The organism is Frankia sp. AgPm24, assembly GCF_023243055.1.
In the GTDB taxonomy this organism is placed as follows: Bacteria; Actinomycetota; Actinomycetes; order Frankiales; family Frankiaceae; genus Frankia; species Frankia umida.
Genome location: NZ_JALKFW010000217.1, coordinates 41,567 through 61,635, shown reverse-complemented (window position 1 = coordinate 61,635; position 20,069 = coordinate 41,567). Strand labels below are relative to the sequence as shown.

Annotated in this window: 18 protein-coding genes; 14 read left to right on the top strand and 4 right to left on the bottom strand. The window is 71.0% G+C overall.

The genetic code is table 11. The features are described 5' to 3' along the window. Positions 1-268, bottom strand: a 268-nt coding sequence (locus MXD61_RS28600) for a nuclear transport factor 2 family protein (protein ID WP_248815884.1), incomplete at its 3' end; no start/stop codon positions are given. A 427-nt stretch (positions 269-695) separates the two neighbouring features. On the opposite strand from MXD61_RS28600, the gene MXD61_RS25110 reads away from it, so the two are divergent. Continuing rightward, positions 696-1,892 carry a hypothetical protein gene (locus MXD61_RS25110; RefSeq protein ID WP_248815883.1) on the top strand — a complete coding sequence of 399 codons (1,197 nt, stop codon included), beginning with the start codon at positions 696-698 and terminating at the stop codon, positions 1,890-1,892. Here MXD61_RS25110 and MXD61_RS25105 read toward each other — a convergent pair. Beyond that, the gene (locus MXD61_RS25105; RefSeq protein WP_248815882.1) at positions 1,852-2,523 is read right to left on the bottom strand and encodes a hypothetical protein; all 672 of its coding nucleotides are present in this window, start codon (positions 2,521-2,523) and stop codon (positions 1,852-1,854) included. The two genes, MXD61_RS25110 and MXD61_RS25105, sit on opposite strands and share 41 nt — an antisense overlap. Positions 2,524-2,929: 406 nt before the next feature. On the opposite strand from MXD61_RS25105, the gene MXD61_RS25100 reads away from it, so the two are divergent. Together MXD61_RS25100 and MXD61_RS25095 are read left to right on the top strand one after the other, a co-directional pair. Beyond that, positions 2,930-3,109 (top strand): hypothetical protein, encoded by a 180-nt coding sequence (locus MXD61_RS25100; protein WP_248815881.1) that lies wholly within the window; start codon positions 2,930-2,932, stop codon positions 3,107-3,109. Next, a complete protein-coding gene (locus MXD61_RS25095; protein WP_248815880.1) occupies positions 3,106-4,281 on the top strand; it encodes an ImmA/IrrE family metallo-endopeptidase in 1,176 nt (391 codons plus the stop codon). The genes MXD61_RS25100 and MXD61_RS25095 overlap by 4 nt, the downstream gene beginning before the upstream one ends. An 87-nt stretch (positions 4,282-4,368) precedes the next feature. On the opposite strand, the gene MXD61_RS25090 is transcribed toward MXD61_RS25095, so the two are convergent. Beyond that, positions 4,369-5,232, bottom strand: a complete 864-nt coding sequence (locus tag MXD61_RS25090) for a TauD/TfdA family dioxygenase (protein WP_248815879.1) — start codon at positions 5,230-5,232, stop codon at positions 4,369-4,371. Positions 5,233-5,289: 57 nt separating this feature from the next. Beyond that, positions 5,290-6,072, bottom strand: a complete 783-nt coding sequence (locus MXD61_RS25085; RefSeq protein WP_248815878.1) for an SDR family NAD(P)-dependent oxidoreductase — start codon at positions 6,070-6,072, stop codon at positions 5,290-5,292. 939 nt (positions 6,073-7,011) lie between these two features. On the opposite strand from MXD61_RS25085, the gene MXD61_RS25080 reads away from it, so the two are divergent. From MXD61_RS25080 to MXD61_RS25030, 11 genes are all read left to right on the top strand, one after another. After that, positions 7,012-7,722, top strand: coding sequence for a peroxiredoxin-like family protein (locus MXD61_RS25080; protein ID WP_248815877.1), 711 nt, complete (start codon positions 7,012-7,014; stop codon positions 7,720-7,722). Between the two features lie 5 nt (positions 7,723-7,727). After that, positions 7,728-8,624: a class II aldolase/adducin family protein gene (locus tag MXD61_RS25075; RefSeq protein ID WP_248815876.1), complete on the top strand. Its 897-nt coding sequence runs from the start codon at positions 7,728-7,730 to the stop codon at positions 8,622-8,624. 706 nt (positions 8,625-9,330) lie between these two features. Next, positions 9,331-10,866 (top strand): ABC transporter substrate-binding protein, encoded by a 1,536-nt coding sequence (locus tag MXD61_RS25070; RefSeq protein ID WP_251080584.1) that lies wholly within the window; start codon positions 9,331-9,333, stop codon positions 10,864-10,866. Continuing rightward, on the top strand, positions 10,866-11,921 hold the full coding sequence (locus tag MXD61_RS25065) for an ABC transporter permease (protein ID WP_248815874.1): 1,056 nt from the start codon (positions 10,866-10,868) through the stop codon (positions 11,919-11,921). The genes MXD61_RS25070 and MXD61_RS25065 overlap by 1 nt, the downstream gene beginning before the upstream one ends. Next, positions 11,918-12,907, top strand: a complete 990-nt coding sequence (locus tag MXD61_RS25060; protein WP_248815873.1) for an ABC transporter permease — start codon at positions 11,918-11,920, stop codon at positions 12,905-12,907. The genes MXD61_RS25065 and MXD61_RS25060 overlap by 4 nt, the downstream gene beginning before the upstream one ends. Next, positions 12,900-13,937, top strand: coding sequence for an ABC transporter ATP-binding protein (locus MXD61_RS25055; protein ID WP_248815872.1), 1,038 nt, complete (start codon positions 12,900-12,902; stop codon positions 13,935-13,937). Before MXD61_RS25060 ends, MXD61_RS25055 begins: the two co-directional genes overlap by 8 nt. Next, on the top strand, positions 13,937-15,250 hold the full coding sequence (locus MXD61_RS25050) for an ABC transporter ATP-binding protein (protein ID WP_285223377.1): 1,314 nt from the start codon (positions 13,937-13,939) through the stop codon (positions 15,248-15,250). The genes MXD61_RS25055 and MXD61_RS25050 overlap by 1 nt, the downstream gene beginning before the upstream one ends. Continuing rightward, entirely contained in the window at positions 15,247-16,323 is a 1,077-nt protein-coding gene (locus MXD61_RS25045) for an LLM class flavin-dependent oxidoreductase (protein WP_248815871.1), read from the top strand. The genes MXD61_RS25050 and MXD61_RS25045 overlap by 4 nt, the downstream gene beginning before the upstream one ends. 88 nt (positions 16,324-16,411) lie before the next feature. Next, positions 16,412-17,530, top strand: a complete 1,119-nt coding sequence (locus tag MXD61_RS25040; protein WP_248815870.1) for an LLM class flavin-dependent oxidoreductase — start codon at positions 16,412-16,414, stop codon at positions 17,528-17,530. Between the two features lie 452 nt (positions 17,531-17,982). After that, positions 17,983-18,402, top strand: coding sequence for a YciI family protein (locus MXD61_RS25035; RefSeq protein WP_163549876.1), 420 nt, complete (start codon positions 17,983-17,985; stop codon positions 18,400-18,402). Then, positions 18,402-19,925, top strand: a complete 1,524-nt coding sequence (locus tag MXD61_RS25030; RefSeq protein ID WP_248815869.1) for an RNA polymerase sigma factor — start codon at positions 18,402-18,404, stop codon at positions 19,923-19,925. Before MXD61_RS25035 ends, MXD61_RS25030 begins: the two co-directional genes overlap by 1 nt. The last annotated feature ends 144 nt before the right edge of the window (positions 19,926-20,069 follow it).

Here is a 20,069-nt window from a genome sequence, read left to right as displayed (position 1 = left end):
GGGGGGGGGGGGGGGGGGGCGGCGCGGCCCCCCCCCCACCCCCCCCGCGGGGGCGGGGGGGGGGGGGGGGCGCCCCCCCCCCCCCCCCCCCGTCCGGAGCGAAGCAGGCCCGCAGGGCCGGCCAGTCCCGCTGGTCGATGGCCACGGCATAGGCGTTCTGCACCCCGATGATGGCCTGCACGTCAGCCGCCGTGAGTTCCCGGCCCGCGCCGAGCCCGTTCCCACCCGGGTGACCGTTCGGGCTTTCGCCGCCGTCGACCGTCGTCACTGGCGCCTCCGTCCGCCGCGCCGGCGTGCGGTCACGGCCTGCGAGCGATGGATATCCCCGTACCGGTGCGCGTGCGCATCGTCCGTCGCGCCGCGAGATTACCGCCGGCCGTTGGCGGGCGCATGATCTGTTCGCTCAGCCGCGCACCACGTCCTCGTCCGCGAGGACGGGCCCGATCGCGATCGGACTGGCCACCACCGGCAGCGCGAGTTGGTGTGCGCATGGTCGGAATGCCCGCGTTGAGCTACCGTGAGCGAGATAACGGTCGCCATCTGAGCTGAAGGCCAGCCGCGTGGATGTGCGATCCGGCCTGTCAGTGACGCCGTGCCACGCATCGTCGAGCTGGTCGGTGTTGCCGAGGTGTCTCACGCGCTTCTTCGTCGCTCGCTGCCACCGTCGGTCCCTGCTCCCGTCCGCGAGGTCACGCATGCATGGCGAGGCTCTGCTCCGGCCCGTTTCCGCTCCACGTCCGCCGGCAACCCAGGCGGAGGTCCTGCTCCGTGAACGGATCTTCCTGCTGGCCGACGCCCACGGCCTGCGAACGCCGGTCGGCCTGGATCCGACGTACGGCGGTCTCGCTGTCTGCGGTGGACGAATCGATCCGCTCAGGAAGGCCAGGGCGGTGCGGGCCGAGGGCTACGTCGGCCCGCTTGTCGTGGATCCCGGGAGATACGCGGCCCGCTTCGCCACCGCGGAAGCGCCGTTCGTGTACGAGAACGAGGACGACGGGCTGTTCTTCCCGGACTCGGGCCTGAGCCTGGACGTGCGACTGGGGCTGGAACTCGACGCCCAGCTGGCCTACGGCGCGACGGTCGCGCTGACTCCGACCGGCTATCTGCGGGTCGGGGACCGCGCCGCGCTGCGCGCGGTGGTCGACGTGGTCGCCGATCTGGATCGGCGCGCCATCATCGTCGTCATCCCGGCCGCTGTCGGCTGGCTCGTCGAGCCCCACCTCGACTTTTTCACCGAGGTTCTGGCGACCATCCGCCATCCGGTGGCACTCGCCTTCGGCGGGCAGTTCAACCCACTGGACCTGCGCGCGGCGCAGGCGAACCTGCGGCGGCTGCTCACCGCCGTGCCGGGCGTCGCCCCGTGGCGCACGGACTTCGCGGCGTTCGATGGTGTCGCGCACGGCGCTCCCTTCGCCGCGATCGGCGCCTCCAGCGGAATGCGGCATCTCGTCCCGCCGGATGAGAAGGCGCGGACCGGCCAGATGGGCGCGGTCCAGCCGGCCGTGCTGATACCGCGGCTGCTGAGCTTCGTCGGCGGCGGCAGGATCGCCAGGTTGTACGCCAACCGCCAGCCGCCCACCTGCGACTGCCTGGAGTGTGCCGGCAGAGCACTCACCCGGTTCGACGGTTCTGACGGCGAGATTCAGGCAGCCGCCAGCCGACACAACGCCGCCACGTGGAACCGGCTGCTACCCGGCTTCTTCGGCGAACCGGGTCTCGGCGAACGTCAGGCGTACTGGAAGCGGATGTGCCAGGCCGCACGCGATGCCCACGAGATCGAGAACAGCCGGCTCCGGCAGAAGAAGGCCTTCACGCCACCGAAGGACATCACCCGGTTCGCGACCCTGCCCGTCACGCACGCCCCGCTGCCGCAGCCCGCCCGGGGTGGGTAGGAACGTCGGCGAGGTGCGCCCGGTAGGCCTGTTCGGCGAACCACCAGATCCGGGCCGACAGGCGAGCGGCCCGGTAGGGCTCCGGCGCGACCAGCATCCGCGCGGGTGAACCGTCGCGGACGAGAAACATGCCGACCCCGTAGAAGTCGGCCTCCGCGCAGGCCGCGGGCAGGTCGCGCGGGGTCCGGTGCAGCGCCATCGCCCGGGCGGTGAAGGGCGCAAGGCGCCCGGCCCGCTGCAGACCGACCCGCCAGTCCCGGGCTGAGAGCACGGCCAGCCGGACACTCACCGGCGGCCGAGCGAGCCGACTCACCGACCCCTCGCCGATCCGCAGGCATCCCGGCGGCGCCTTGGCGACGGCACGCTGTTCCCACCTGCCGAGGTCCCCGCGGCCGACCGGCTGCCCCAGCGGCAGGCCCAGCAGCAGCTCCAGCACACCCACGTCGACGACGGCGCCGAGACCGGCCGCCTGGCGCCGACGGTGCTCGTCGCTGTCCAGATCGAAACACAGCAGCGCCTCGGCCCCCAGCGCGGTGGACCGGCACGACCAACCCACGGACGGCGCGAGCGTGGCCGCGACCGCGGCCACCGCTTCCCGCCGCCCGACCGGCGAAGCCGCGAGGCTGGACATACCCCCAACTCTGCCGTAGCGACCCCCGCCGGCATAGCCCACCCACCCCAACGGTGTGCCGCGGCCCCGCTGGATGGCCAGTCGATCAGCGCCCGCAACAGGTGAAACGGTCCAGGATTCAAGCGAACGCGGTGAGCGGATACTACGAGAACACAGAGTTGGCACGTTCGCAGCGATGACCGTCGGTACGCTCGACTTGCCTGACGGACCGAAGGGGCATGACGTTGGAGGTGAAGGAGATGCGGCATCCTCACCGCCACCGACCACGTAACGTGACACGACTGACATCGGCCAGCCAGGAACAGCTGAACGATCTTGTCGGACGCGCCTCCTGCACCCCCAGCCCTGAACACAAGAACTATCTGACAGCGGCCGGGCCGGGGCGGCTACGAAGCGACGCGTCGCCGTGCCGAAGAATTCCCTTCGGGCCAGCCATGCAAGCGAGTACGTAGAAGGTGACTTTCCGCGTTATGCCTGGGTCCGTGCAGGCGACCAGGTCTACGAGGCACGGCTGAGCAACTCGGGGTCCGGCGAGTACAACGGCTACCCGATTCTTCCGCACGAGGCGCCAGGCTGGCTCCCGTGAGCGCCCGACTGGACCTGCGCATCGAATGGCAGAATTCCCCCGGCATACGGGCGCCCGAGCTGGCCGCGACGTGGGCGAGATACGAGCTGTGGATCGACAACACCTGCGTGACCGAAGCCGAACGGAAAGGCTGCGACTTCGGCCGGTCGGCCTACGGCAGCCTTTATCCACTGGCCGAGTGGATCGCCACGAACTGGTGGCTTCTGCAGGAGCACGTCCGCCCGTCCGCCGCCAGGACGGAAACATGGGACTGGTCCAACCTTGCTCGGCATCCCTGGCTCCGCTGGCACAACATGCGGGGTGCCGGGGATGGCATGGCCTGGCCCAACCTTACCCTGGTTCCCGAAGGTGCGGTCACCCGTCTGGCCTGGTTCGCCGACGAGGACGAGCGGGAGTTCTGTCGAGTAGCGGCGAGACTGGGCCTTGATCCATATTCTGTGGACGAGGAGACCGCAGCGAGCCTGCTGGAAATTGTGCCGGCCATCCCGGACGACCTGAGATCAGATTTTCTGGACAATTCGGATTCCGATGCGCTGAACCTGGCCGCCGAATGGATAAAACGGGCATCGGAAGCTGCCAGCAGTGCGGCCGGGGAATCCGAGATGTCCTTGGTTTCCCTCCGTAGCGAAATTGCGCCAGTACCGGGAGGAGCATCGCCGGACGGCCCTCGCAGGAGGCCCTGGAACGCCGGATATGTGCTGGCACGCACTGTACGGCAGACCCTGGGCACGGTGCCGACAGCGCCGTTCGACATATCTCGCTGGGTCGGGGCGAAGGCTTTGCTGGGTCCGGCCGGCGGGCTGCAGGGCCTGGCTGCCGTTCAGGATGATCGGTGTGGCCTGGCATTGAGCAATCCGCCGAGGCTCCCCGGCGCGGTCGGTGGTCTGGATTCGGCCAGCCACTATCAGGCGTTCCGTCAGGCGAAGGCACTCGGTCTGACGCTCCTGCGCCCGGAACGGCAGGCGTATCTTCTCTCCTCCGTCCATGTCGGCGACGATCAGGTCGCTGAAGCCTTCGCGACCGAACTACTCGCCCCCGCCGAGGGCATCCGTCGGGCCCTCGACGAGCTTGACGGTCACGATGAGGACGCCGCACTCGACGCGGTCGCCGCCTACTTCGGTGTGTCAGCGTTGACCATCCGACATCAGGTTGACAACCAGCTTCACTCCTAGCGCCACAGTGGCTGTCGGCGCCTGGGTGGTCAGGGCTGAGCCCTGACCACCCTCGGTGATCCGGAATGTCCCGGTCGGGCGGGCTGACTACAGGTCGGCGTACTGGGGGTCGTCCGCGATGAGGATGCGCTCGAGCAGACGGGGGGTGGAGCCGTAGTTGCGCACGGCGTAGTGGACGGTGGCGCGGTTGTCCCAGAAGGCCACCGAGCCGGGGCGCCAGGAGAAGCGCACCTGGTTCTCCGGCCGGCGGTACTGGTCGATGATGGCCGCGAGCAGCTCACGGCTCTCGGACCGGTCGAGGCCGACGATCGTGGGGCGCTGGGTGAAGTTCACCCACACGTTGCGCTCACCGGTCTCACGGTGGGTGCGCACGACCGGGTGCGCGACGATCGGGTAGTCGTGCCCGGAGACCTGCAGCGCCGAGCGGTAGTCGTGGGTGACGTGGCGGCCCTCGAGGCGCTCCTTGATCTCGTCGGAGAGGCTCTCGTAGGCGAGCGCGGCGTCGACCCAGACGGTGTCCCCGCCGACCTCGGGCAGGACCACGGCCCGCAGCACCGCACCCCAGGTGGGGACGAGCCGCCAGCTGGTGTCGGTGTGGTAGGCGTCCCAGGTGTCGTCGCCGGGCTGCGGGCGGAACGTCCTCTCGTACTTCTTCAGGTCGTCGGCGGAGATCCGGTGGATGGCACCGGAGGTCGCCTCGGCCTTCGCGGCGCCCGGGTGGGTGTAGAGCGGACCGAACTCGCGGGCGAACGCCTCGTGCGTCTGCTGGGTGAGCTCCTGGTCGCGGAAGAAGACGACCTTGTGCCGCAGCAGGGCGGCCCGGATCTCGTCGCGCACGGCGGGGGTCAGCGGCTCGGCGATGTTCACACCGCTGATCTCCGCGCCGATGGTGGGCTGCAACGGACGGATGTCCAGCGACGACGAGACCGGGGTCTCCACGATGGTGGTCATGATGCGGTTCCCTTCGAGCGGGGTGGCAGAGCAGAGCGGGGCGGGGTCAGCGGCCGGTCAGTAGTGGATCGGGCCGAGGGTGCCGCCGCCGGCGGCGATCGACTCGCCGGTGACGGCGACCGACAGCGGTGAGGCGAGGAAAGTGACGATCGCGGCGACCTCGTCGGCGGTGACGGCCCGGCCCAGGGCGATGCGGGCGGCGGCGGCCTGGATCTGCTCGTCGGACAGGACGACGCTGCCGCCGTCGTCCGCGGTGAGCGTCAGGCCGGGGTGCACCACGTTGACGGTGACGCCGTGCGGGCCCAGCTCGTCGGCGAGGGTCTTGGTGAGCGCGGCGACGCCGACGTTGCGGATCGAGCCGGAGGCGAGGCCGACCTGGCGGGCCGCCAGCCCCCCGATGTTGATGATCCGGCCCCAGCCCTGCGCGGTGAAGTGCGGTGTGACGGCCTGGGCGGTGCGCAGATAGCCGAGCACCTTGACGTTGAAGTCGGCGGCGGCGTCGGCGGTCGACAGTGCCACGGTTCCCCCGCCACCGGCCCCGGCGCCACCGGGCTTCGCGGCGTTGTTGACCAGAATGTCGATCCCGCCGAGGGCGGCCACGGTCTGCTCGACGAGTTCACGCACCGACGCGTCATCGCCGGCGTCGGCGACCACCGGCAGGACCGTGCGCCCGACGCCGCCTTCGGTCAGCTCCGCGGCCGTCGCTTTCAGCGCCTCGGCGTTTCGGGCGGCGATGACGACCTGAACTCCCTCGGCGAGCAGCGCCCGGGCGATCGCCCGCCCGATACCACGGCTACCTCCGGTCACAATCGCCCGGCGGCCAGCAAGTTGAAGATCCACAGATTCTCCGTACGACAGAGGGAGACGCGCACTGCACAATCGCGGCACCGCCGGTTCCCGAAAACCAGCCGGTCCCGCACACAAGCCGGCTCCCGAAAACCGGCGGGGCGCCGGAGACAGCAACACCAGCCGGAGACGGCAACACCAGAGGTGATGTCCGGGTCCGCGGACCAGCCGCCGTCGGCGGTGCACCGGCCGGAAGCCGCGAGATTCAGGAAGCCGCCCGAACCCGCACCCGCACCGCGGTGCGCCGGTCGGCCGACCGACCAGGTGGACGTGCGGACGTGCGGACGGCCGGGCGCTGGCCGTCGGGTACTGGCCGCAGCCCGACTCAGCGGGCCGGAGATCAGGAGATCAGTGGCCGCGACAGCTCGCGGAGATGACGCGCAGCAGGTCGATGTGCTGGCGGGTGACCAGGTAGGCGGTCCTCAACACACGTCAACGTTGACCACAGTTTCCCGATCGGTCAAGTACAGATGACGTGTGACCAGAGTCACAGCTGAAATTGATTCACCTCAATCACAGAACGTGGCCATGGCGCTCGCGAAAACGGGTTCCGAAGGCCGTTTATTCCGACGGCAGAAGCTTGACAGCAGATTCGCTCGTACCGCAGAGTTCCGATAACGGCACGCCAGGCGGCGGTACGCCCGGGACTTCCGGGTGACCGTCCGCGGCACAGCCATGTCCACAGAGATTCCCGCGGTTCACAGCCAGGCAGCCACACGACGGTAACAATTCCCGCGGCGCCGCGGCATACCGCTGACGCCCGTCGCGGATACGCCAGAGACCGGGGAAGCCTCCCCGCGAGTCTGTCAGGATCACCTCGAAACCGGACTTTTCACGCTCCCCGACATTCACGTTTCCCCGTCCCCGCCCGCAGGCCGTACCACCCGTCACCGGCACCTGAGAACGTCGGCGGCGCCGAAGGAGAACTGTCTCGTGAACCAGACCCGGACCGCGCCGCGGACCCTGGCGGAATTCATGGCCGAACTGCAGGCCAGCCGGGATGCGGAATGGCCCGCCGAGCAGCTGCGCGGCCACGCCGAGCTCCGCGGACGCCTCGTCGAGCAGGCCGATCCGTCCCGGTTCGTCGCGCCCGGTGACGTCGTCGCGCCGTTCGCGCTGCCGACGGCGGGGGGTGGCACCACCAGGCTCGACGATCTGGTCGCGCGCGGGCCGGCGGTGCTGCTGTTCTTCCGGTTCGAGGCCTGCCCGGCGTGCAACACCGCCCTGCGCGGCTACCAGCAGACCCTGGCACCCGCCCTGCGGGAGCTGGGGGTGGAACTGGTGGCGATCAGCCCGCAGGTCCCCGAACGGCTGGTGCGCGTCCGGGAGCGGCACGGGTTCGACTTCACCGTGGCCAGCGATCCCGATCACGCGCTGATCGACCGTTTCGGCCTCGGTTTCGCGCCGACGGACGCCGAGCGGGACGCCTCCCGGGCGCGTGGCGTCGACCTCGGCGAGATCCTCGGCACCGGCTCCTGGGTCCTGCCCTACCCGAGCGCCGTCGTGATCGACCAGGCGAAGGTCGTGCGGTTCGCCGAGGTGCAGCCGAACTGGATGGTGCGCGCGGAGTCGACGCGCGTCATCGCGGCGGTCCGCGCGGCTGCCACAGCACACGCATCGATCACCGAACGGAAAGGATCCTGATCGAGATGACACTGGCATCCGACCTGACCTCCCCGAGCACCGAGCCGTCCGTGATCGTGGTGACCGAGGGTGGCCGGCAGCACGAGGCGTCCAGCGACGACAACGAGAGCAGCAGCTGGAACGGGCTGGTCTCCCCCGCCGAGGGCGGGGTGTGGCCGCGACCGGTGCCGCAGCGTTCGATCGCCGAGGAGCGGCTGCACCGCAGGCGCAAGCTGGCCGGGGCCTATCGGATCTTCGCCAAGCTCGGCCTGGCCGAGGGCCTGTCCGGCCACATCACCGCACGCGACCCGGAGTTGCCCGACCATTTCTGGGTGAACCGGTTCGGCCTGGACTTCAGCCGGATCACGGTGTCGAACCTGCTGCTGGTGAACTCCCAGGGCGAGATCGTCGAGGGGCAGCCACCGCTGAACACCTCGGCGTTCGCGATCCACTCCCGTATCCACGCCGCCCGGCCGGACGTGATCGGCGCCGCGCACACCCACTCGCCGTACGGACGGGCCCTGGCCGCGCTCGGCGAGCCGCTGCACCCGATCTCCCAGGATGTCTGCAGCTTCTACCAGCATCAGGCGGTGTTCGGCGAGTACAACGGGGCCGTCGTCACGCAGGACGAGGGGCAGAAGATCGCCGATGCGCTCGGCCCGCACAAGCTGGTGATCCTGCGTAACCACGGGCTGCTCACCGTCGGCGCGAGCGTGGAGGCGGCGGCCTACCGGTTCATCGCGGCCGAACGTGCGGCCCACACCCAGCTGGTGGCCGCCGCGGCCGGCCCGCTGCGGCTGCTGGACCACCGGACCGCCAGTTACACGGCCGGTCAGGGCGGACGCGACAACGACGGCGCACGCTGGGCCTTCGACGCCCTCTACGAGATCATCGTCGAGGAGCAGCCCGACCTGCTCGACTGAGCTGACAGTGACCTTCGCCACTGCCGGGGGCCGTGAATCAGTCACGCATGGCAGCGACCCTCGGCCGTGGCAGTCACCAGCACCCACCCTGCCAACGGTCAACGCACCCCCAAATGCCTATCTATCATTATGAAAAGGCATTTTTTGACCATTAACGGCAGATCGGACACGGCGACCTCGGTGACCAGCACCGATCCAGCCCGCATGTTGACGGACTTGTCGGACGTCGGGCATTGTTCACGCATGCGGTCGAGATTCCTACCCGTGGCATGCCGCTACGTGGACTACCGGCGGACGTCCAGCGCCCTCTGTCGCTGAACCCGTCGATCTTTCAGGCTTCGCGGACTCCCGGCACCACACGCTCCCTTTCAGCTGTGTTCCTGCCCGCCGCGAGTGCGCCCGCTTTTCCCGACTCCTGACACGAGCCCTGCCCGTTCGGCGATAAGGGCGCGTCGAATCCTGCCCACAGTTCCGTCCCGGTAATCCCGGGCGGGCGAAGCATGCCCACAGGTCCGCGTATCGGCTCCGTGTGCACAGCAGATTCTTCGACGTGTTCGCGCGGAATGCGCACGGCAGACGCCCGCATGGTCACCCTGTGCCCCGGGAAACATCCCGCAATCCCTTTTCCCAGAGAGGAACCACGGCCCCCGTGAACGCAGCACACCTACGAGCCGACTCGACCGCCCAGGATCGCCGCAGTGAGGCGATGGTGCTGGGCCGTCGAGGCTTCCTCGGCCTCGGCGCAGTTGCCGGCTCGTCCCTGTTGCTCGCCGCCTGCGGTGGTGGCAGCGACTCCGGGGTCGCTGCCGGTGGCGGCAACGGCGGGACGCTGCGCTGGGGTTGGTCGACAGTGACCTCCTGGGACCCGGTGACGTCGTCCGCCGGCTGGGACGTGCACGCCCTGTCGCTCGTCTACGCCGCGCTGACCAAACTGGACGAGAAGGCCAACCCGGTCCCGGCGCTGGCCGAGTCGTGGAAGTACGACGCCACGGGCAAGCAGGTCACCTTCGTCCTGCGCTCCGGCCTCACCTTCAGCGACGGCACCCCGCTGAACGCCACCGCGGTGCGCAAGAGCCTCGAGCGCGGTCGGGACTTCACCGGCTCGCTGGTCGCAGCGCAGCTGGTCGACGTCCAGACCATCACGGCCAACGACGGTGCCCGCACCGTCACGCTCGGCCTGTCGAGCGTGAACTACCAGATCCCGAGCCTGCTCGCCGGCAAGACCGGCATGATCGTGAGCCCCACCGCCTTCGAGAAGGACGCCAAGGGCATCGCCACCAAGCCGGTCGGCGCCGGCCCGTTCCGGCTCACCGCCTACGTGCCGAACCAGTCGGCGAACCTGGTGCGCTTCCCCGGTTACTGGGACAAGGCGAACATCCACCTGGACGCCTTCGAGCTCTACCCGGCGCCCGAGGCCGCCACGGCGATCGCCTCGCTGCAGTCGGGGCGTCTCGACGTCGCCCAGATCCCGGCCAGCCAGGTGTCCGCGGCGAAGTCCGCCGGCCTCGAGGTGCAGATCATCCCGTCGCTGGTCACCACGGTGCTCGACGTGAACATCACCAAGGCGCCGTTCGACAACCCGAAGGTCGTCGAGGCGTTCAAGTACGGCATCGACCGCGCCGCACTCGCGAAGACCCAGACCTTCGGCTACGGCGTGGTGAACTACCAACCCTTCCCGCCGGGATATGTCGGCCACGACCCGAGCCTGGACAACGCCTTCGCCTACGACCCGGAGAAGGCGAAGAAACTGCTCGCCGAGGCCGGCCACGCCACCGGCCTGGAAGTCCCGATCACCACCACCGGGGCGTCCACCGCGATCGCCGAACAGGTCCAGGCACAGCTGGCGAAAATCGGTGTGAAACTCACCATCGACACGATCCCGGCGGCCCAGGCCACCCAGATCATGTACATCCAGCATTCCCGGGCCCTCGCGGTGGACGGCTTCGCCGGGCGCGACTCGGCCGTCCAGGCCTTCCAGGTGCTCTTCGGTGAGCAGGGCCTGATGAACCCCGGCCGCAGGACCCCGCCGGAGCTCACCGCCGCGCTCGCCACGGTGCGCAAGACGCCGCTGGAAGACCCGTCCTATCCCAAGGTGCTGCAGGCCGCCACGAAGATCGCGGTGGAGACGATGCCGAACATCTTCCTGTTCACCACGCCGCGCATTCTCGCCCGCAAGAAGAACGTCTCCACGCTCGGCAGCTTCCTGGCCGTGCAGCGCTTCGAAGGGGTCCGGGTGAGCTGATGACAACGCTGGAGATCGGCCGGCCCACAGCGCCGGCACCGACGCCGACCCAGCCGTCGGCGGGACGTGGCGCTGGGGTGCGCTGGGGTGCGCTGGGGCGGCCCGTGCTGCGGGTACTGCGCTCCGCCGTGGTGGTCTGGATACCGGTGGTGCTGCTCTCGACGTTCATCACCTTCGGGCTCGGGGCGCTCACCGACACCAACCCCGCGGCCCAGGTGCTCGGGGAGACCGCGACCCCCGCGGACATCGACCGGATGAACCACTACTTCGGTCTGGACCGGCCGTTTCTCGTCCAGTACTTCAGTTGGCTCGGTCATGCGCTGACCGGGGACTTCGGCCGGTCGTACTACACCACCCTGCCGGTCTCCGACAGCATCACCCAGGCGCTGCCGGTGAACGTCTCGATCACGATCGTCGCGTTGCTGCTCGGGATCCTGTTCGGTGGGGCGCTGGGCGTCGGGGCGGCGCTGTCGGGCGGCGGCTGGTTCGACCGTGGGGTCACCATGCTGTGCTCGGCGGCGTCGACCGTCCCACCGTTCGTCATCGGCATCGGGCTGATCGTGCTGTTCTCGGTGACCCTGCCGGTCCTGCCCTCGGGCGGTTACGTGCCGATCGACCAGGACTTCGGCCAGTGGCTGCGCTTCGCGATCCTGCCGGCACTCGCCCTGTCGGTGGACGTGGCCGTGGCCATCGCCCGCCAGCTGCGCACCTCCCTGGTCGGAGAGCTGCGGGAGAACTACGTCGTCGGGGCCGAGGTGCGCGGGCTGACCCGGCGGCGGGTGGTGTTCGGCCACGCGCTGCGCAACGCCGCCGGGCCCGCCGTCACCGTGCTCGGCTACTACGTCCCGCAGGTCATCGGGGCGATGGTGGTCGCCGAGGCGGTGTTCAACCTGCCCGGCCTCGGCAAGCTCAGTCTGGACGCGGCGGCCAAGGGTGACATCCCGGTGATCCAGGGCGTCCTGGTCACCATGATCGGGCTGGTCGTGCTGTCCAACCTGCTGGTGAACGCCGCCCTGCTGCGGCTCACCCCGCATGCGAAGAGGCGGGAACAATGAGCGACACCGGCGGTCAGCTACGCCAGGCCCTGCGGCTGCGGTCCGCGCAGATCTCGCTGGTGATCATCGCCGTCGTCGTCTTCCTCGGCTTCGCCGGCGGCCTGCTCGCCCCGCACGACCCGCTCGCCCAGGACACCGCGCACGCCCTGTCCGGGCCGAGCGGCGAGCACTGGCTCGGCACCGACTACCTGGGCCGCGACGTGCTCTCCCGGCTCATGGACGCCACCGGCCGCTCGGTCGTCGGCGCCCTGGAAGGTGTCGCCGTGGCCTTCGTGATCGGCGTGCCGGCGGGGCTCGCCTCGATCTTCTTCGGCCGGTTCTTCGACTGGGCGGCCCAGCGGATCGTCGACGCGATCATGACCATGCCGTACATCATCTTCGCGGTGTCGGTGACCGGTGTGCTCGGCAACGGCCTGACCCAGGCGATGCTCGCGATCGGGATCTTCCTCGCGCCGCTGCTGTTCCGGATCACCCGGGCCGCCGCCCTCACCCTCACCCGGGCCCAGTACGTGGAGGTCGCCGAACTGCTGGGGGCGTCCCGCTGGTGGATCATCCGTCGGCATGTCTGGTCGAAGGTGCTGCCGACGGTCGCGGTCACCACGGCGCAGCTGGCCGCGGCGGTCCTGCTGGTCGTCTCCTCGCTGACCTTCCTCGGCATCGGCGTGAAACCACCGGCGCCGACCTGGGGCGGCATGCTCTCGAGCGACCTGGGTTTCCTGTCCCAGCAGCCGTGGGCACCGATCCTGCCGGCCCTCGCGATCGCGCTCACCGCCGGCGCCCTGAACGCGCTCGCCGATGCCATCCGGGACACCACCGGACTCCCGTCCGCGCCGGCCGGCGGCGGCCTGTTCAGCCGACGCGCCAAGCCCGACGCCGAACCCACCCCCGGCGGATCCGCCCGGACGCCGGCCATGGCCATCCCCGCGCAGACATCCGCGCAGAGCGCCGGGCAGAGCTTCGGTCAGGAGGAGAGCTCGCATGGCTGAGCCGAACACCACCGACACCGCACCGGCTCCGGTGCTGCTGAAGGTCGACGACCTGCACGTGACGATCGGCGGCGGGGCCACCGAGGCCGTCCACGGGGTGTCGTTCGAGGTGCGCCGGGGCGAGGCCATCGGGATCGTCGGCGAGTCCGGCAGCGGCAAGACGCTGGTCTGCCGCTCGGTCCTCGGCGTGCTCGCCCCCGGCTGCGCGGTCAGCGGCGGGTCGATCGACCTGGACGGCACCCAGCTCGTCGGGCTGCCCCGGCGAGCCTGGGACCAGCTGCGCGGCACCGGCATCGCCGCGGTGTTCCAGGACCCCGCGTCCTACCTCAACCCGTCCTACCCGGTGGGCCGGCAGGTGGCCGAACAGCTACGGGTGAAACTCGGCGCCTCCCGCCGTGACGCCCGCACCACCGCCGTCCAGCTGCTCGCCTCGATGGGGCTGCACGACCCGGAGCGGGTCTACCGGCAGTACCCGCACGAACTGTCCGGCGGCATGCTGCAGCGGGTGGTGCTGGCCATCGCCGTCTGCGGCGATCCGGCGCTGCTCATCGCCGACGAGGCGACGACCGCCCTGGACGTCACCATCCAGGCCGAGGTGCTCGACCTGCTCGCCTCCCTGCGCGCCGAACGAGGCCTGTCGATCATCGCGGTGTCCCACGACCTCGCCGTCATCGCCGAACTGTGTGACCGGGTGCTGGTGTTCTACGCCGGCGAACTCGTCGAGGCCGGCCCCACCGCCGAGGTGCTGCTCGCCCCCCGTCACCCGTACACCGAGGCGCTGCTGCAGGTCGCCTCGGTCGGCAGCTGGGAACGACGCACCCTGGCCGTCATCGACGGCCAGCCGCCGCCGGTCGGCGCGACGATCGCCGGCTGCCGGTTCGCCGACCGCTGCGCCTTCGCGACCACCGAGTGCCGCACCAGCCCGGTACCGCTGACCGACCAGCCGGACGGCCGATCCGTCCGCTGCCTGCGCGTCGAGGAGATCGCGTTGCAGGGAACCGGAGCCGCCGCCGGAGCAGGAGTCGCCTGATGCCCGACATCGACCTCGCCACCCCCGACCTCGCCACCCCCCAGCGGGAACCCGCCGGCGCCAGGCCCGTGCCGGCCAGCCGGCCGGGCACCAGCCACACCCCCACCATCGACCAGGACGATCCGGGTACCGCCGGCACCGGCCGTGCGGACGCCACCGGGAGCCCGTCCTCGGTGCCGTTGCTGCGGATCGAGGGGCTCGGCGTCTCCTTCCTCGAACGGGGCGGGATCGGACGCACCCGGGTCCTGGACGGCATCGAGCTGACCGTGCGCCCCGGGGAGATCGTCGGGATCGTCGGCGAGACGGGTTCCGGCAAGACCACTCTGGCCCGCGCGGTCGCCGGACTCACCCCCGCCGACCGTGGCCAGGTCCGGCTCGACGGCGAGGACATCCTCGGCCTGCGCACCCGGGCCCGCCGCCGGTTCCGCCGTGGCGGGGCGATCCAGTTCGTCTTCCAGGATCCGCTGCGTTCCCTCGACCCGGAGCTCACCATCGGGGCGAGCATCGCCGAGGGCATGGCCATCGCCGGCGTCGGCAGCAGATCCGAACGGGCCGAACGGGTCGCCGGCGCGCTCACCCTGGTCGGCCTCGACCCGGCCGTGGCGCAGCGACGCCCCGCGCAGATCTCCGGCGGGCAGCGCCAGCGCGCCTCGATCGCCCGGGCCGTCGTCGCGGACCCGCGGCTGCTGCTGTGCGACGAACCGGTCAGCGCGCTCGACGCGTCCAACCGCAACCACATCCTGATCCTGCTCGACGAGCTGCGCCGCCGGCTGTCCGTCGGCATCGTGGTCATCTCCCACGACCTGAGCTCGCTGGCCGGCATCGCCGACCGGGTCGTCGTGCTCTACCGGGGACGGGTCGTCGAGGACGGTCCGATCGCCGACGTGTTCGCCGCGCCACGGCACCCGTACACCGCGCTGCTGATCGCCTCCGCACCCGACATCCACGGCCGTAACCGGCAGGCCGCCGCCGCGCTGCGACCGGCACCCGCCCCCGGCATCCCCGACCCGACCACGACCACAGCGGCCACGACGACCACCGCCTCGACCGCGGCGGGTCCGACCCCCGGGCCACGCCCGGACGCGCGGGACGTCGGCGGCTGTGTGTTCGCGCACCGCTGCCCGTTCGCCACCGTCGACTGCGACACCGCCCCGCCGCGGGTGGAGGCGCCCGGGCGTCCCGCCGGCAGTTGGATCTCGGCCTGCCACCACGACCGCACCTGGCGCGCCCGGCTGCCCGCCGCCACCACCGCCGCCGCTGCCGGCACCGCCGCCGCTGACACGTCCGCCGTCCGGAAGGAAACCTCGCTGTGAGCATCGAGTTCATCGGGATCGCCAGCACCTCGGCGGGCAGTGAAGCGCAGGGGTTCGGCGGGCCGGCCGTCGACCCGGACTTCCTCGAACTGCTGGTCCGCACGCATGAGGACGCCGGCTTCGACCGGGTGCTCGTCGCGCACAGCTCCGCGATGCCCGACGGCTTCGTCGTCGCCGACCAGATCCTCGCCCGCACCACCACCCTGAAGGTGCTGCTCGCGCACCGTCCCGGCTTCGTCGCCCCGACGATCGCCGCGCGCAAGTACGCCACCCTGGACGCGTTCCATCCCGGCCGGATCGCCCTGCACGTCATCACCGGCGGGGACGACGCCGACCAGGCCCGCGACGGCGACCTGTCCGACAAGGTGACCCGCTACCGGCGCACCGACGAGTTCCTCGACGTGCTGCGCCGCGAATGGGAGTCGGAGGTGCCGTTCGACTACGACGGCGAGTTCTACCAGGTGCGCGGGGGTTTCTCCGCGGTGCGCCCGCCGGCCGGACGCGTTCCGATCTACTTCGGCGGGGCCTCGGCGGACGCGGTGCGGGTCGGTGGCAAGCACGCCGACGTGTACGCGTTCTGGGGTGAGCCGCTGGCCGGCATCATCGAACGCATCCGCCAGGTGCGGGCCGCCGCCGCGCCGTACGGCCGCGACACCCGGTTCAGCGTGAGCCTTCGGCCCATCGCCGCCGACACCGAGCAGGCCGCCTGGGACCGGGCCGCGCACATCCTCGAACTCACCCGCGAGCGGGCCGGCGAGGTGAAGAAGGTGTTCGGCATCGACAGCGCCGCGCAGGTCGGCAGCCAGCGGCTGCTGCGCTACGCCGCCGAGGGCGACGTCCACGACAAGCGGCTGTGGACCGCCATCGCCAAGGCCACCGGCGCCGCGGGCAACTCCACCGCCCTGGTCGGCAGCTACGAGCAGGTCGCCGAGTCCCTCGTCGACTACGTGGGCGTCGGCGTCTCGACCCTGCTCATCCGCGGTTTCGACCCGGTCTCGGACGCCCGGGACTACGGCACGCTCATCCGCCTCGTCCGCGAGCAGACCGCCGAGCGCGAACCCGTCTCCGTCTGACCCGCCCCGCACGTCCCGGTCCCGCACATCCAGCACATCCAGCAGGTCCCGCACGTCCCGCACGTCCAGTACCAGGAAGGTTGCGCGCATGTCCCTCGAGATCCTCGGCATGGTGGGTACCAAGGAAGCGTCGGAGACCCGTGGCTCCTACCTCGGCGGGCCCGCCGTCGACACCGCCTACCTGACCCGGTTCGCGCAGGCCCACGACGCGTCCGGTTTCGACCGGGTGCTGATCGGCTACAGCGCCGTCTCCCCGGACGGGTTCGCCGTCGCCGGGCACGTCCTGGCGAACACGTCGCGACTTGGCGTGCTGATCGCGCACCGGCCCGGGTTCACCCAGCCGACGCTCGTCGCCCGCAAGCTCGCCACCCTGGACCACCTCACCGGCGGCGGACGGGTCGCCATCCACCACATCTCCGGTGGCAACGACGCCGACCAGCGTCGCGACGGCGACTTCGCCGACCACGACACCCGCTACGACCGCACCGCCGAGTTCATGGACGTGCTGCGCCGCACCCTCACCTCCGACGAGCCGTTCGACCACGAGGGCCGCTTCTACCGGTTCGAGGGCGCGTACAGCACGGTCAAGCCGGTCCGCCCCGGTGGCATCCCGCTGTTCTTCGGTGGCCAGTCGGACGCGGCGGTCCGGGTCGGCGGGCAGCATGCCGACACCTACATGCTCTTCGGCGAGCCGCTGGAGCAGACCGCCGAGCGCATCGCGACGCTGCGGGCCGAGGCCGCCAAGCATGGCCGGACCCTGCGGTTCAGCCTGTCCACCCGCCCGATCATCGCCGACACCGAGGACGCCGCCTGGGCTCGCGCCGAGGCCATCCTCACCGAGACCCGCCGCCGGGTCGAGGCCGCCGGAGCCGGTGGGGTCGCCGGTGCCGCCCTCGGCATCCGCAGCTTCGGCACCACCGAGTCGGAGTCGTCCGCCCGGATGCAGCGGGCCGCCCGCCAGCAGGTGCACGACGAGCGGCTGTGGTTCGGCGTGACCGCCCTGACCGGCCCGGGTGGTAACTCCTCCGGCCACGTGGGCACCCCTTCGCAGGTCGCGGACGCGCTGCTGCGCTACCACGAGATCGGCGTCGACACCTTCCTCATCCGTGGCTTCGACCCGTACGAGGACGTCGTCGAGTGGGGCAAGGAGCTCATCCCCGCGCTGCGCGCCGGCGCCGACCGCGTCCGCGAGCCCCAGCTCGCGTAATCCGCTCGGAACGAGACCAGACCACTGCCAGACCGCGGCCAAGATCACGTCATGCCGAGGGTTGTTCGGGATTTCAGCCTCGTCAGACCGAACAGTCCTCGGCATGTGGCCGCACAGTCCTCCGCATCCGGACGCGACACCGCGGGCCGGGCGCCGAGGACCCCCGGCCGCCGGGCGGCCCGGACGGGAAAGCGACCTGCCACCGAGACCCGCTGCTCCCCCACACCCTCGGACGGCGACCGCGGGTGACCTGCCTGGACGCGGGAACCTCGCCCCCGTCCAGGCAGGTGGCGCACCGGCGCGGATCTTCGTCGCGGGCGGTGCGCGGACGCCGGGACGGTGCGGCCGAAAAAATCCCTGGCGATGGTGCGACGTGGTGTCGATGTGCCGGTGTCCCGTTCGACCTGGAGGTGAGAGGGTCGGACGGCGGCCCGGAGCAGGGAGATCGACACATGCCGAAGTACATGCTGATCATGCGTAACAGCGACGAGTCGTTCCAGCACATGATCTCGACTCCGTTCGAGGAGATGCTCGAGAAGGTCGGCCGGTTCAACGAGGAACTGATCCACGCCGGCGTGCTGGTCGCGGCCGAGGGTCTGGACGACGCGGCCCAGGGCGTCGTCGTCGACTACTCCGGTGAGACCCCGGTGGTCACCGACGGTCCCTACGGGGAGACGAAGGAGCTGTTCGGCGGCTTCTACATCCTCGAGGTGGCCACGAAGGACGAGGCCGTCGAGTGGGCCCGCCGGATGCCCTCCATCCCCGGTTCCAAGTGCGAGATCCGTCGGGTCCCCGGCATCGACGAGTTCCCGCAGGACAACGAGTGGGTCGTCAGGGAGCGTGCCTGGCGCGAGCGCACCGGCCAGCTCTGATGCCCGACAACGCCGCCGCTCCGGCCGGTGACGGCCTCCCGAGTGACGACCTCCCAGGTGACGGCGTCCAGGGTGAGGCGGGGGGCGGCGGCGTCCCGGGTGACGCGGGGGCGGACGCGGGGGCATCGGCTCGGCGGGCGGTGGAGGCGGTGTGGAGGATCGACGCCGCCCGGATCGTCGGCGCGCTGGCCCGGTTCACCGGGGACTTCGCGCTGGCCGAGGACGTCGCCCAGGAGGCGGTCACGGAGGCGCTCGTCGCCTGGGCGGATTCCGGCGTGCCGCGTAGTCCGGCGGGGTGGCTGCTCACGACGGGACGGCGGCGGGCGATCGATGCGTTCCGCCGCCGTAGCACCCGAGACGAGCGTTACGCCGAGCTCGCGCACCAGCTCACCGAGGGTCAGACCAGTTCTGGTGCGCCGGTCGCGGCGAGGTCGACCGCCGCGGGCTGCCTGCCGGGCGGATCGTTCACGCTCACGTCACAGCAGGACAGCGATGATCTGCTGTGGGACCCCGACCGGGTCCACGACGACGTGCTGGCGTTGATGTTCACGGCATGCCATCCGGTGCTCGCGCCGCAGGCCCGGGTGGCGCTGACGCTGCGGGTGGTCGGTGGTCTGTCGAGTGAGGAGATCGCCCGGGCGTTCCTGGTGCCCACCCCGACGATCCAGGCCCGGATCACCCGCGCGAAGAAGACGATCGCCGCGGCCCGCGTGCCGTTCGCCCTGCCACCGGCGCACGAGCGCCGCGAACGGCTCGGTGCGGTACTCAGCGTGCTCTACGTCATTTTCACCGAAGGTTCGACGGCGACCTCCGGGGCGGATCTGCTGCGGCCGGATCTGGCGTTCGAGGCGATCCGGCTGACCCGGATGCTCGTCGCGCTGCTGCCGGACGAGGCGGAGGTCCACGGTCTGCTCGCCCTGTGCGAGCTCACCGCCGCGCGGTTCCCGGCACGCACCGGTCCGGACGGTGAGCCGGTCCTGCTCGCCGACCAGGATCGCGGCCGGTGGGACCGGGCGGCGATCCGGCGCGGGCTGGCCGCGTTCGAGCGGGCGTCCGCCGTCGGGCGCGGCCTTGGTCCCTACGGGCTACAGGCCGCGATCGCGGCCTGTCACGCGCGGGCGCCAGCGGTGGCGGCGACCGACTGGGAGCGGATCGTGCTGCTCTACGAGGCGCTCGGTCAGGTCGCGCCGTCGCCGATCGTCGATCTCAACCGGGCGGTGGCGGTCGCGATGGCGCACGGCCCACTGCCAGCCCTGGAGATCGTCGACGCCCTCGCCGGCGGCGGCCTGCTCAACGGTTCGCATCTGCTGCCCACCGTGCGCGGGGAGCTGCTGACCCGCCTCGGTCGCACCACGCAGGCCCGCACGGAACTCGAACAGGCCGCCCGCCTGTGCGGCAACGCCCGTGAACGCGCCATCCTGCTGCGCAAGGTAGCCGCGTTGTCCGCGCCGCCCGCGCGGTCGGACGAGGCTGACCTGAAGGACAGACTGGCTTGTCCGGACACTGACCAGTTTCCGCGTTGATGCACTGACCGATCGATACAATGTGCGACAGCCGTGTGGGGACACGGCTGCTTCCGCCATCCATCCGTCCGCCAGGCCGGTGGCGCTGATGGTCCGGCTGCTCTGCCGGTTCAGTCGCCCTACCGGGCCGCCGGGGCCGCCCGC